The organism is Acinetobacter sp. YH12227 (assembly GCF_013417785.1).
Lineage (GTDB): Bacteria > Pseudomonadota > Gammaproteobacteria > Pseudomonadales > Moraxellaceae > Acinetobacter > Acinetobacter gandensis.
On the sequence record NZ_VPDH01000028.1, the window covers coordinates 17,702 to 31,255 of the forward strand.

At 40.1% G+C, this 13,554-nt stretch carries 11 protein-coding genes and 8 tRNA genes; 12 read left to right on the forward strand and 7 right to left on the reverse strand.

The genetic code is table 11. The features are described from left to right. Positions 1 to 13: 13 nt before the first annotated feature. The 3 genes from dapE to FTV09_RS07875 form a co-directional block, all read right to left on the reverse strand. Positions 14 to 1,147 carry a succinyl-diaminopimelate desuccinylase gene (gene dapE / locus FTV09_RS07865; protein ID WP_180057791.1) on the reverse strand — a complete coding sequence of 378 codons (1,134 nt, stop codon included), beginning with the start codon at positions 1,145 to 1,147 and terminating at the stop codon, positions 14 to 16. Between the two features lie 115 nt (positions 1,148 to 1,262). Further along, entirely contained in the window at positions 1,263 to 1,412 is a 150-nt protein-coding gene (locus FTV09_RS07870; RefSeq protein ID WP_067764544.1) for an entericidin A/B family lipoprotein, read from the reverse strand. Positions 1,413 to 1,563: 151 nt separating this feature from the next. Continuing rightward, positions 1,564 to 2,424: a DUF1853 family protein gene (locus tag FTV09_RS07875; RefSeq protein ID WP_180057794.1), complete on the reverse strand. Its 861-nt coding sequence runs from the start codon at positions 2,422 to 2,424 to the stop codon at positions 1,564 to 1,566. An 88-nt stretch (positions 2,425 to 2,512) separates the two neighbouring features. Here FTV09_RS07875 and FTV09_RS07880 point away from each other — a divergent pair, with 88 nt between their 5' ends. From FTV09_RS07880 to FTV09_RS07930, 11 genes are all read left to right on the forward strand, one after another. Next, entirely contained in the window at positions 2,513 to 2,938 is a 426-nt protein-coding gene (locus FTV09_RS07880) for a YbaN family protein (protein WP_067764538.1), read from the forward strand. Next, the gene (elsL, locus tag FTV09_RS07885) at positions 2,931 to 3,425 is read left to right on the forward strand and encodes a cell wall-recycling L,D-carboxypeptidase ElsL (RefSeq protein ID WP_180057797.1); all 495 of its coding nucleotides are present in this window, start codon (positions 2,931 to 2,933) and stop codon (positions 3,423 to 3,425) included. The genes FTV09_RS07880 and elsL overlap by 8 nt, the downstream gene beginning before the upstream one ends. 554 nt (positions 3,426 to 3,979) lie before the next feature. Further along, positions 3,980 to 4,055 (forward strand) — tRNA-Val (locus FTV09_RS07890). A 32-nt stretch (positions 4,056 to 4,087) separates the two neighbouring features. Continuing rightward, positions 4,088 to 4,164 (forward strand) — tRNA-Asp (locus FTV09_RS07895). 48 nt (positions 4,165 to 4,212) lie between these two features. Continuing rightward, positions 4,213 to 4,289: transfer RNA gene (locus FTV09_RS07900), tRNA-Asp, on the forward strand. A gap of 21 nt (positions 4,290 to 4,310) precedes the next feature. Continuing rightward, a tRNA-Val gene (locus tag FTV09_RS07905) sits at positions 4,311 to 4,386 on the forward strand. 13 nt (positions 4,387 to 4,399) lie between these two features. Continuing rightward, a tRNA-Asp gene (locus tag FTV09_RS07910) sits at positions 4,400 to 4,476 on the forward strand. 32 nt (positions 4,477 to 4,508) lie between these two features. After that, positions 4,509 to 4,584, forward strand: a tRNA-Val gene (locus FTV09_RS07915). Between the two features lie 44 nt (positions 4,585 to 4,628). After that, positions 4,629 to 4,705, forward strand: a tRNA-Asp gene (locus FTV09_RS07920). Positions 4,706 to 4,814: 109 nt separating this feature from the next. Next, positions 4,815 to 4,890: transfer RNA gene (locus tag FTV09_RS07925), tRNA-Val, on the forward strand. Positions 4,891 to 4,970: 80 nt separating this feature from the next. Then, positions 4,971 to 5,432, forward strand: a complete 462-nt coding sequence (locus FTV09_RS07930; RefSeq protein WP_067764532.1) for a DUF2750 domain-containing protein — start codon at positions 4,971 to 4,973, stop codon at positions 5,430 to 5,432. A 43-nt stretch (positions 5,433 to 5,475) separates the two neighbouring features. On the opposite strand, the gene FTV09_RS07935 is transcribed toward FTV09_RS07930, so the two are convergent. From FTV09_RS07935 to yccS, 4 genes are all read right to left on the reverse strand, one after another. Beyond that, complete coding sequence (locus FTV09_RS07935; RefSeq protein ID WP_180057800.1) at positions 5,476 to 6,246, reverse strand: YdcF family protein; 771 nt, start codon at positions 6,244 to 6,246, stop codon at positions 5,476 to 5,478. A gap of 137 nt (positions 6,247 to 6,383) precedes the next feature. Beyond that, entirely contained in the window at positions 6,384 to 9,047 is a 2,664-nt protein-coding gene (locus FTV09_RS07940) for a sulfite reductase flavoprotein subunit alpha (RefSeq protein WP_180057802.1), read from the reverse strand. A gap of 190 nt (positions 9,048 to 9,237) precedes the next feature. Next, entirely contained in the window at positions 9,238 to 9,798 is a 561-nt protein-coding gene (locus tag FTV09_RS07945; protein WP_180057805.1) for a YcxB family protein, read from the reverse strand. 85 nt (positions 9,799 to 9,883) lie between these two features. Beyond that, positions 9,884 to 12,052 carry a YccS family putative transporter gene (gene yccS / locus FTV09_RS07950; protein WP_180057808.1) on the reverse strand — a complete coding sequence of 723 codons (2,169 nt, stop codon included), beginning with the start codon at positions 12,050 to 12,052 and terminating at the stop codon, positions 9,884 to 9,886. A 134-nt stretch (positions 12,053 to 12,186) separates the two neighbouring features. Here yccS and FTV09_RS07955 point away from each other — a divergent pair, with 134 nt between their 5' ends. Further along, complete coding sequence (locus FTV09_RS07955; RefSeq protein ID WP_180057837.1) at positions 12,187 to 13,389, forward strand: multidrug effflux MFS transporter; 1,203 nt, start codon at positions 12,187 to 12,189, stop codon at positions 13,387 to 13,389. Positions 13,390 to 13,554 lie beyond the last annotated feature (165 nt).

Sequence of the window (13,554 nt, forward strand, 5' to 3'; positions counted from 1 at the left end):
TCTGTGCTGTAGATTAAGCCAAAAGCTTCACTAAAATTTGTTCGTAAATTTCAGAAAGTGGTTCAAGTTCTTCCACATTTACATGTTCATTGATTTGATGAATTGTCGCATTCAATACACCAAGCTCAAGCACTTGTGCCCCTGTAGGTGCAATGAAGCGGCCATCCGACGTTCCACCACTGGTGGAAAGTTCAGTTTCAGTGCCAGTAACTTCACGAATCGCATCACGTGCAGCATTTACCAATTCACCAACTGGCGTTAGGAATGGTAAACCAGATAATGTCCATGAGATATCATATTCAACACCATGGCGATCGAGTATTTCTAATGTACGTGCTTTCAGTTCTTCCGCAGTTACTTCAGTTGAATAACGGAAATTAAATAAAACATTCATCGTACCCGGTACGACGTTGGTTGCCCCAGTACCAGCATTGATGTTTGAAATTTGGAAAGTGGTTGCTGGAAAGTATTCGTTTCCATTATCCCATACAGTTTCACAAAGTTCTGCAATCGCTTTTGAAGCAGTGTGAATAGGGTTTATCGCCAGATGTGGGTAGGCCACATGGCCTTGTTTACCTTTAATCGTAACATTGGCATTTAATGAACCACGACGGCCATTTTTTACAATATCACCTAAAGTGTTCGTACTTGATGGTTCACCAACCAAACACCACGTCATTTTTTCATGACGTGCTTCTAAAGTCTCAACAACTTTAACTGTGCCATTAATTGAAGGTCCTTCTTCATCTGAAGTGATGAGAAAAGCAATTGAACCTTTATGATTCGGGTGTTTAGCGACAAAACGTTCAGAAGCAACCACCATTGCAGCCAAAGCAGTTTTCATATCCGCACTGCCACGACCATAAAGTTTGCCATCACGAATTTCGGGTTGAAACGGGTCTGAACCCCAAGCATCTAAACTTCCCGTCGGAACAACGTCTGTATGACCTGCAAAGCAGAATACAGGTGATTCAGTGCCTTTACGTGCCCATAAATTATCGACATCATCAAAACGCATGTTTTCGATATTAAAGCCAATCTTGGCTAAGCGATCTGCCATGATGTTCTGACAAGTGTGGTCTATAGGCGTAACCGAAGGTTGGCGTAATAGTTCAAGGCTGAGATCTAGAGTTGCTGTTGAGGTCATGCTAATTACAGAAATCAAAAATGTCGCAATATAATAGGCGAATCATGTGATGAAAGGGAAATTTAGATATAAAAAAACCCTATTAAAATAGGGCTCTTTTTACTCGGCAGTAAAATTAATTACGGCGAATTTCATCTGAAGTTTTTTCAGCTGTATTGGTTACAGCATCACCCGCTTTAGATACGTCCTTTCCAACGCCTTTTACTGTATTACAACCAGTCAGTACAAAAGCAACCAAGAGTGAAGCAGCTAAAATTTTATTCATTGACCTTATTCTCCATATGAATGAATAATTTTTTTAAGATAAATTATTCTGTTGTGTGAATTAGAGTAAAAAAACACCGATTTAAACAGTAGGTGGTTTTTACAGTGGTTCGGTAAACAAATGTAAAAATGAATTAGCTCAGCTTATAACTTTAAACTTGGGGAAGTATTAAACGTGGTTGCCGATACATATAATAGTGTTCTTGATCTGCCTGTTTATATAAGCCGTCTGTCCACCACTGTGCAGTTAAACTACTCGGTCGAGGTTGTGGACAAATCCATTCATGTCGTTGCAGGCGATAGAAATTTTGATCTCGTGACGGTATTTGGTATCCCCATTCACCAATCCTGCGATGTGGATTCACCCAGTCAGGCAGTTCTTGCGGATTGTTTTGTGGTAAATAAAGCTGACCTTTCAAGATGCAATAGCGCTGCTGGATTTGCTCATTTAAAGCCTCTGTAAACTGAAATTGCTTTTGACTAAAATGATTCAGTTTTCGGCTGAGGGTATCACTGCGGTTTAACCCATACCAAAAGGGAAGTGTGTAATCACGTTCTGCGAGGTAATACTTTAATGCGACCTCCCAATGTTCAATTTCATCAGTTTCAGTATTACGAATGACAAAGTCCAGTTCACCGACAGTTCTAGGCCCATCAATTTTTTGAATGCTGTGTCCCAACAGCTCATATTGATGATAATGATGATCCAACAACCAGAACCAAATAAACATTTCAAAACGCAAACCCAAACGTGTGCTTTTTAATTTCTGTAAAAAATCCACGAGTTCATCTGCATTTTGATCCAATTCCAGCAAACGTGGATGGTAATTTTGCCAATGCTGTTGCCATAGTTCGGATGCGGGCAATTGGAATGAATGCACAAGTGATAATTCGTTTGGTAGGTGCTGCAAAATGCCAGGACTGGCAATACAGAAGGCAAGTTGACGTACCAGCGGATTTTTATAATTTAACCAAGGTTCAAACAATGGCGTTGTATCAATCAGATGAGACATAGATAAACCTTGAGAATAATGCACAATAACAACGGATAAACCTTGAAAACACTTTATACTACATAAATTGCAAACTTAGGGTTGTTGTATGAAAACGTTGTTTTGGCGAAGTTTGGTGGTCATCTTTGTCATATTGGGTTTTATAGGTGCTTTATTGCCAGGTATGCCAACAACGGTATTCTTAATTCTAGCTGCATGGGCTGCGTCAAAAGGCTGGCCACAAATGGATGCATGGTTGTTAAATCATCCTAAATATGGTCCTACACTGCGTGCTTGGCGTGAAAATGGCACTGTGCCTAGAAAAGCCAAATGGTTTGCATCCGTGATGATGTTGGTCAGTGCGATACTCATGCTTTTTACCAATGCACCCTTATTGGTCAAAGTTTTTACAAATTTAACCATGTTGGCAGTCAGTATTTGGTTATGGAAACGACCAGAACCACTCAAAGAATTCATTCAAATCGATCAATCTAAAACAACGACTTCAGTACAAAAAGAGAAAGAACATGTCTGATTATTCAATCGATCAAGCAGATGTGTTGATCAATCTGAAAGATCAAACCTTGAGTCTGCCAAAACTCAATAAATTTTATGTCGTATCGACAGGTAAAAATGGTATTGGTGAGCAGGAAAATAGTGGCAAGACACCACGAGGTTGGCATCGAATCGCTGAAAAATTTGGTGCGAATGAGCCTAAAAATGCGGTTTTTAAAGCACGCCAGTGGACTGGGGAGGTCTACGATGCCGAACTGGCAGCCGAATACCCTGAGCGTGACTGGATTTTGTCGCGCATTCTTTGGTTAAGTGGCTTAGAAGCAGGATTTAATCAAGGAGAGGGCTGCGATACCTATCAGCGCTATATCTATATACATGGAACACCTGATACAGAGCCGATGGGAATACCAATGTCGCATGGATGTATTCGTATGCGAAACGATGATGTTGTTGAATTATTTAATTTGGTGCCAATTGATGCGAAAGTTTATATATCAGAAAAGTAAGTTGAGATCATTTAGTTCAGTCTTTTAGGCTGTATTGATTTAGGCATTACAGATTTGAGTTATCTCAAAACGGTCATAAATCAGTTAGACAGTAAACGTCCTCCAATTTTAAGTTAGACAAAAGCCCATTTAGGGCTTTTGTTGTATTGATTACTTACTAGAAAATTAAATATTTAATGCTTTTAAGATGCATTTAGGGGCAATGAAATTGTTTTAAATGTACTTAAAATTTTGAGTTCATCATTTATTACAGTAAATAAATGCTGCTTAATAAAAATGAATGTACAATTAATGCGCTTAAATTGGTTTTGTGATTTTTATTACTAGTCAGTTTTATCGAAGATTATGTGAATGTTGTATAAATTAGAGGAATTAAATTGTAGAAAAAAGTGCAATTTAAAGCTAAAAAACATACAAAAATACTGATTTTTCCGCAATATAACTTATTTTTTAATCACTCAAACAGAAAAAGTGGAAAAGAGTTAGAAAAGCGTTTGACACTCGGTGAGGATTCTCTATAATGCACCTCATCAAACGATGAACATGTTTTGAAAGGGCGCTTAGCTCAGTTGGTAGAGCGTCTGCCTTACAAGCAGAATGTCGGCGGTTCGATCCCGTCAGCGCCCACCAAGCTTCTTTCATATTGTTTGAGATTTTATAGTGCAGCGGTAGTTCAGTTGGTTAGAATATCGGCCTGTCACGCCGAGGGTCGCGGGTTCGAGTCCCGTCCGCTGCGCCACTTTAAATCTCAATCATACGTTTGCCACAATAGCGACATTGTGTAAGTGCAGCGGTAGTTCAGTTGGTTAGAATACCGGCCTGTCACGCCGGGGGTCGCGGGTTCGAGTCCCGTCCGCTGCGCCATTTACATGATAGACCTTTTGAGGGCGCTTAGCTCAGTTGGTAGAGCGTCTGCCTTACAAGCAGAATGTCGGCGGTTCGATCCCGTCAGCGCCCACCATATTTTTTGTGATGCAGCGGTAGTTCAGTTGGTTAGAATATCGGCCTGTCACGCCGAGGGTCGCGGGTTCGAGTCCCGTCCGCTGCGCCATTTCAAAAAATATAAAAGTTGTAACCCTTAAAGGGCGCTTAGCTCAGTTGGTAGAGCGTCTGCCTTACAAGCAGAATGTCGGCGGTTCGATCCCGTCAGCGCCCACCATATCTTTTAAGATATAGGTTGTGTTTCGAAAGAAACATCGTGATGCAGCGGTAGTTCAGTTGGTTAGAATACCGGCCTGTCACGCCGGGGGTCGCGGGTTCGAGTCCCGTCCGCTGCGCCATTTATCTTAAAATATCTTAAATTCCTGAGATTTAAGATGTTTCAAATACCAAGACTTCGTATCCGTTTGTCTTGCGTCATAAAAACAACAGCGTTGTTTTTATTCCTCAGGGCGCTTAGCTCAGTTGGTAGAGCGTCTGCCTTACAAGCAGAATGTCGGCGGTTCGATCCCGTCAGCGCCCACCATATTCTCTTATAATACTTGCCTAATCTCTCTAGTTTTCATAGAATCCGCTCTATAATAATTTTAATATCGTATGTGATCTATGAGAAATCCATATCAGCGCAAGGCCGCGTCGAAAACTCAAACTACTAATTACAATCCTCAAGATACTTATAAGCAATTTATTGAAAATATGGTTGCTCAAGGTGGTGTTATTGCGCTTTATCAAGATGGTTGGGCACTTTGCGCAACACCTACAGGTCAACGCTCATTTGCAATTTGGCAAAACCGTGGATTAGCACGACTGCTTATTAAAGATAATTGGGCAAATTACCAGATTCAAGAAATCAGCTTGAAAGATTTTATTGAAAAAGTGATCCCGTTTTTACGTAGCGAAAATACTACTGTTTCTTTGGATTTAACGCCTGAAGGGCAAAATATTTTGGTTGCCCCTGAAAAGATGCTACTCGATATTAAAAATTATTTATATCAGGTCTATCAACAGCGCCCAGAAGTGTTTGAAAACATCAAAATACCCTTGCCTAGAACCATTCGTCTAAACTAATTTTCATCTTCGACCGTGTATATCTCTATAAATACACGGTTTTTTAGTATTCATTTAACAACCAGCCACTAATGAATGCAAAATATTCACGTAGCCATGCGTTATAACGAATGTAGAGTGGTGTAGGTGCACTGATAGGGTAAGTATTTGAATAACCTAAGTGTGCCGCGATTGCTTGTGCACGCGGTAAGTGAAAATCACTGGTAGCAATTGCAATTGGCGCATTTAGCGGGATATCTAGCTGTTTTAATATCACTTTAGTATTAATTAAATTTAGCTCAGTACTTGTGCTATGGATTTCTTGATAAATTTTATTGCTAACTTGAGGGTAGTATGTGCGTATGTAGCGTTGCATGACATCAGCTTCAGTGATGTTTTCATTAAAGCCTAAACCACCTGTCATGATGACGGCCGCTTGTGGTTGAGCGACTGCGACCTGAGCTGCCACATCAAGACGAGCTTTTAGCGTAGGTGAAGGTTGTCCATTTTCAATACCACTGCCCAGTACTACGATTGCTTGTACTTGAGCTACGGAATTATTTTTATGATTATTGAAATGTAGATAGGCAAAGAAAAGGAATAAGCTAAATAGCCATACCCAAAATATATTCCAACAAACACGATAAAGCACTTTAATGTAGGGATAGCGATTTAAAAGCTTTTGAATTGGTGCAGAAAAGCAGCTACAGATGAGAAAAAAAATGCCAATGATTAGCGGGAGTACAATGCCAAGATTTATCTTGTCCTGTGCCAATAACCAAGTAGCATCCGCGCAGAGTAGGGTGCCAAATATAATTAACAAGATTTTTTTCATTTAAATCGTACATTTTTTACTTGTCGCTAGTTTAGTCACTTTTATTGAAAAGCTGAATATAGAACTACAGATGTAAAAAACCAGACATGGCGTCTGGTTTTTTGAGGAAGATTAAATGACGATCTTAAAGAGCAGTCTTAGTAAACGTCACGGCGATAACGACCTTCGCTACGCATTTTCTCAACTGTATCTTCACCTAGAATATCAATCAGGGCATGATCAACATCAGTTGCCATACCTTGAATGCTACCGCACACATAGATGACAGCACCTTGTTTTTCCCATGCACGTAAACGTTCTGCTTGCTCACGCAGCTTATGATGCACATAGATTTTTTCTTGCTGATCGCGAGAGAAAGTTAAATCGATGTGCTGCACAAAGCCTGTGGTCTGCCACGCTTCGATGACATCTTGATAGAAGAAGTCATGCGCACGTTGGCGTTCACCAAAGATTAACCAGTTTTGGGTGTAGTCTTGGCGGACACGTGAGTGGAGTAGACTCATTAGACCAGCAATACCTGTACCATTACCAATACAAATCACTGGTCGATTGTCATCAATGAGGTGGAATGATGCATTGGTACGAATGCGAAGCTGTATAGGAGTATTTAGTGGTGCGTGTGCAGTCAACCAACCTGAACCTAGTCCTAATTCACCTTGCGCATTAGATTGCTGACGTACCACAAGGCGTAAAACTTGTTGACTTGGAATGCTGGCAATTGAGTACTCACGCGACGGTAGCGTCGGGAGTTGTTCTAGTAAATGATCTAGATTGGCAAATGGCTCAATTTCAACAGTTAAATCTTTATCCCAAAGGGCTTGTTCAATTGTTTGCTGAGTTGAATCGACCAATTGTTCTGCTGGAATATGCTGTTGCTGCATAAAGTGTTGAATACGTTCAGGGCTGTTGCCTGGTTGAATTTCTGCAATATCACCTGCTTGCCAGTTTGCTTCATGTTGCGCTTTTAATTCGATATTGAATGCTGGCGCACCTAAACTATTTGGATTAAGTAAACTACGTTGGGTTAAAGTCCAAGTGTCGAAGGTTTTGATAATATTCATTGCTTGCAGTTCAAGCTTTGATGCTTTTGCTAGTGCCGCATTCCACGCTTCAATGGCATTGGTGTCTGCATTATTTACTTCTATGGTTTTGAAAAGTGCTTGAGCACCATTTTTCGTCATCCAAGCCGCAATCGCATGACCAAAACTACAGTATGTATCTGGATACTCTTGAGAGCCAAGCGCGAGTACTGCAAACTGAATATGCTTCAAATCTAGCGTTGTACGCATAAATTTTCGTTCAAAACTGCTGGCTAAATCAGGTGCTTCACCTGTGCCATAAGTACTAGCAACAAACAACACTTGATGTACCTGTTGTAAGTCTCCTGTACTTAACTGTTGAACAGCTTTAACACTCACAGGTTGACGCGCTTCTTGTAGGCTCGTTGCTGTACGCCAAGCCAATTGTTCTGAAAGCCCAGTTTGGGTGGCATAGCAAATTAACCAAGGTTTAGCATTTGGATCAACACTAAGCGGTGCTAAGCTTGCTTTTGCTGCTTGAGTCAGTTTTTTCTGCTTGCGACGTTTTAAATACAGCATCCAACCTGTTACAAAGAACAGTGGCATAAGCAATGAGGCTACCATTGCAAAGAATTGGTAAATTGGACCGAAGAAGCTACCACGGTGTACAGGCAGCATGCTGCTCATGATTTTTTCATTGAGCTTTTTGTCTTCATACAACTCAACATCATTCAGTGATGAAGTTTGGTAGTTATAGGTTGCTTTGTTACGTGCGCGTTCATGTTGTGGAACAGCATCTACAAAGTTAATTTCTAATTCGCCATTGGCTTTTTTCGGAATATTAAAGGTAACTGATGAATATTCACGGCCAATTTTTTGATTAAAACCTGCCCAACTTTGGCTTAAGGCAATATTAATTTGTTCAGGTTTTAAACCTTCTTTTTTGCCATGACTCTCACCACGATGTTCTGCGTCTTGTCGCGTTTGACCTTGGTTATTTCCGTCGCCACGCATATGTTGTTCACCACGCCCAGCATCTTTTTTCTCAGAGCCTTGGCTATTAGTAGGATCTTTTTTAGCACCCTGATTTACTTGTAATTGAGGCTGCGGACGTTCAACTCCTAATACTTTGAACATGCCATTACGCCACCAGTCATATGACCAATACAAGCCTGTACATGCTAAAACAAGGTAGAAAATAATGACCCATGTTCCTACAACAGCATGCAAATCCCAAATGAAATTACGACCCTTAAGCTTGGGTTTAACTGCGAGCCATTGTTTTATTGAATGCTTTTTAGGCCAGCGTAAATATAAGCCACTGAGTACAAAGAAAATCAAAATAAGCGTACATGCACCTGTAATTTGCTTACCAATAGGGCCGACAGTTAAGTTACGGTGTAATTGTTGAACAAATTGAAAGAAGGCTTGTCCTTTTATTTCGGGTAAAACCTCAGCGGTGTAGGGGTTGACCATCATGTTATAGCCACGACGAGCCCCTTCTTTCACAATATTTACTGTGCTTGAAGCTGTAGGGTCTTGTGCAAGTGTAATACTATTAATTTTCATTTCAGGGTTCGTTTGACTGAAATGTTGATAGAGCTGGGCAGGGCTGAGTTTTGATTTTTGTTCAGCAACAACCGTATAACTGTCCTGATTGATGGCTTTTAATATTTGCTGTTCATAAGAATAAATTGCGCCAGTTACGCCCATAAGTGAGAGTATTAAACCAGCGGTAATTCCAAAGAACCAATGAAGTTGGAAAAAGGTCTTTTTTAGCATGATGGAGAGTATATGAATATACGGTGGCTGAATTGCGACGAATTATAAACGATGATTTGGCAGAGAATGTGGATTTTGTAATTAATATTCATTCTCATTATTGTAAATTTCAATAAAGTTTTGAATAAATTGCATAAAAAAACCTCCATGAATGGAGGTTTTCTATATCAGCAAATTTCGGTTTAATTCATTAAACAGATTTAGCTGGGCCAACAGATTCGTTCAAGTGCTTGCGAATGGTTGCAAAAGGAAACTTTTTGCTGTCCATGCGTTTCGGTAAAATATACGCACCATCTTGACCTTTAACTTTGAAGTTTAAAAGGATGAAGTCGGCAGTATCGTACCATTCATGAATATCTTTCCAACCGACAGTCATCGTACCCATGTTAGCACCCATACGTTGCTGCATAGAGATACCATGTGGTTGTACACCCATACGGATGCCTTTGATTTCTTGTACAGGCACTTCACTGAGTTTGCGTTTTGCATACCATTCAATGCCGAATTTACGCACTAGGAAGTAAATCACAACACAGACAATCGCTACCCAGCAAAATACGGTTGAGTAGTTTTTGATAAAGATCAGTCCAAGTACTGCAAGTGCGATAATAGCACCCATGATGAGCCACGCTTTTTGGCCAATTTTGAAATTGCTGCGCGAAAGAACAAGTTGCGCATAACGCTGTTCTTCTTCAGAAATTTCATAAGCTACTGGCTCTAGCGTATAGGCATATAAATTTTTTGCGGTCATAGTCAAAGTAACAGATTTAAAACTGTAAAAAGTTTAGCATTATTTATACCAATTCAGTGAGTATATTGTTCCAAAATCATCCAAATTATAAGGATGCCAATTCAGTCGATGCTTGATCATGCTCATGACTCAAGTTTTGCTTTAACTGACTGAATTGATTCAACACACTAAACATCAATGAAAGTTGTTGTAACACAATTAAAGACTTTTGATCATCATCATTATTTTGCGATAAGCGCTGACGAATCTCTTGCAGCATATTTTGTGCACTCAAGTCAGGTACTTCATCACGTAATAAAGCACCTTGAATATCTTCTAATGCTTTATCTAATAAGTTTAAAACTTGCTGATCTGAAATTTTTTCTCGGTGTGCGCCCAGTGCGGCAATATAGCTAATAAAGGTATGGTTTAAGCATAAGAACTCAAAAGCTAAGGCTTTTTGGGCAGGGTCAAAGTCTGGTTCAGTGGCTAAAGTTGAAATAAGTGAAGCCACATCTGCATCAGTATTATGTGCAGCACGACGCACGATACGATAATTTAGACCATTGTTACGTCCAGATTTATATTGCTCAACCACTTCTGCCAAGTAGTTACATTGGGCTTGAATAGAACGACTAATGGTGCGCGGTAAACGGCGAAATTTCCAATCGGGGAAAATAAAACTCACGCCTAACCATGCCAATGCACAGCCTATAAGGGTATCAATCATACGTGGTATGGCAGCTGCAAAGCCCATTCCATCGAGGTTGAAGTTAATGAGCGCTAGAATAGTAATAAATGCAGTTGCTTGAGCATATTGCTTACTCCGTAATTCAAAAAACAGTACGCCACTTAGGATAAGCAGTAGGAGTTGCCCCTCGACTGAAGGCACAAAATACAAAATCGCGTAGCCAACTGTAATACCAACCAACGTTCCGACAATGCGCAAATATAAACGACGTTTGGTGGCGTTAAAGTTGGGCTGACTCACAAAAAGCGCTGTGAGTAAAATCCAATATCCATAAGTGATATCGGTAATTTGTACAAAAATGTAGCCTACGAACAGCACAATCGAAAGTCTTACTGCATGACGAAACAATACGGATTCAGGACTGAGATGCTGTTTAAAACGCACCACGATGTCGTCCCAACCTTTTAGATCATCATCTTTTAAACGACTTTCAATAATGGCTTGTTTGTCGATATAGCGCTCAGTTTCGACATTACGTAGTTGAGCGTCAATGGCTTTTAAATTTTGGTATAACGAAAACAGTGAGTTTACCCAGACTTCATCGTATTGTTGTTCTTGGCGCAGCTTTTCGAGCGAGAGTTTCAGGTTATGAAAGGCATGCTTGAAGCGTTTATTATGATGGTAAGGTTTTCGTTGTAAGATGCTGATACTTAAATCTTTACACGCTTTACCTTGGATTGAAAGTACACGTTGAAAGCGGAATAAAATATCACTATGTTCAAAAATTCGGGTCAGCTTTTGATAGTCAATATGTGCTGAATCGGCACGTTCATGAATGTCTTGAGCAACAAAATAATATTGCAGGCTACGTCGGGTATCTTTTTGTCCACGGTCACCTTTTAAACGGGTGAGTAGGGCGGTTTTCATGTCGTTGAAGATGCCAATCAGCTTGCCATTTTCAAGTGACAATTCAATCATGCTTTGTTGATAACTTTCAGGTGTCATATCAACATCAAACAAGTTCGATTTAGCAAACAAGAAATCACCTAAAGATGAATAACTTTGCGCTAATTTATCTTGCACTTGGCGTACAGGGAACAGTAAAAAACTAATCGTTGAAAGTAAGCCGTACCAGATAGCACCAATGACGAGTAAGCCTGCTTGGGTATACCAGTTATCAAATAACTCAACACCGAGCATAGAATAAACTGCAATCACTAAGCAACCATAGGAAATGGTGGCATAACGTCGACCGAGTGAACCAAGCAAAATCCAACCGAGGCAAGAGACAATCAAACCAATGGCAAACAGCACTGGATGTGGAAATAACACATAGATTGAAACAGCGGTGATAAAGAAACCAATATAGGTATAAATTTGGTTCATGATGCGTACAGAGAAGCGATCATCGATATCACTGAGACCGGCTGCAACCACACCCAAAGTAAGCGGAATGGTCATCAGTTGCTGATCAAGATAATAGGGAACAAAGGCAGTACCTGCGAAGGCAATGATCATGCGCAGGTTATACATAAAGGTCGTGTTATATGTCGCTTGTTTCAGACGTGCAAGCCAGGCGTTCAAAATATTTCCTTTACAAAAGCTTATCGCTAAAAGAGATTTGTATCGTGTGAATTTTCACTTAGATGCTAAGAAATAATACTATGTGCAGTGTAAACTTGTCTGCAAAACTTGCTGTCCATCTACGAAATATTATTATGCCAATAACACCTGAAAAAAAGGACTTTTCCCAGCGCTGGATTTTACTTCTAGCGTTATTAACAGCACTGGGTCCATTATCCATTGATATGTATTTGCCTGCTTTACCACAAATGGCTGATGATTTTGGTGTTTCAACGCAGCAAGTGGCCAATAGTGTGCCTGCATATTTTTTAGGGCTTGCCATTGGTCAGTTAATTTATGGTCCTGTCAGTGATCGTATTGGGCGTAAAACTCCGCTTTATTTCGGCTTGGTTTTGTATATTGCTGCAAGTTTTCTTTGCATATTTGCAGATAGCGAATGGAGTTTAATCACAGCGCGAATCGTTCAGGCATTGGGTGGATGTGTGGGCGTAGTAATTGCTCGTGCGGCCATACGTGACCGTCTGAGTATGCAAGCTTCAGCACAAGCTTTTGCCAGTATGATGATTGTCACCACGATAGCGCCAATTATTGCGCCAACCTTGGGCGCTTGGGTGCTGAATGTATTTGAGTGGCAGTATATTTTTGCACTGTTAATGCTGGTGGGGGTACTTTGTTTGGGCTGTGTACATTTTTTCTTTGAAGAAACACTGCCTGTTGAGCGCCGCCTAAAATTAAACTTCACACAAATTATCAGCTTATACAGTGCAATTTTTCAAGATGATAGCTTTAGAAAACCGATGTTAGCAGGGTGTTTTTCAGGTGCAGTATTGTTTTGTTATATCAGTGGTTCATCTGCCATTTTGATGGATGAATATGGCTTTAGTCAGCAAAACTTCGCCTATATCTTTGGTGGAAATGCCCTAGGGATCATGTTGTTTTCAACTTTAAATAAGAAAATGGCGAACCGTTTTAATGTGCTTCAACGTTTACAGTTTGGCAATATCATCCAATTGATAGGCGTCATGGTCTTGTTAGTGTTAGCTATTATGCAACAAGTGTCTTTATATGGAGTGCTATTTGGCATGTTTTTATGTGTTGCATCTATTGGTTTTACCGGACCAAATGCAATGGCTTTAGCAATGTCTGAGCAGGGCGCACGCGCAGGAACAGCAAGTGCAATCATGGGGAGTGCTCAATTTGCATGCGGTTTACTTGGTGGGGCTTTACTAAGTGTGCTTATTTGGCAGCCGTTACTGAATATGGCAATCATCATGCTCTTGTTTGTTGGGGCTGCTATGTATTCAATTCAGCAGTTAAAAGCGAATATTCAAGCTTAAATTTAATGGTATTTTCTAAATTGTCATGCAGATATGACTATTTAATATAACTAATATGGATTGGTATGTAATACGCTATATATAAATTAAGGTAGACATTAGTTGCAGCACGGTTGCACTAGATGTCGGAAATCTATAATTTATTAAATACTTTCAGGGTATGTT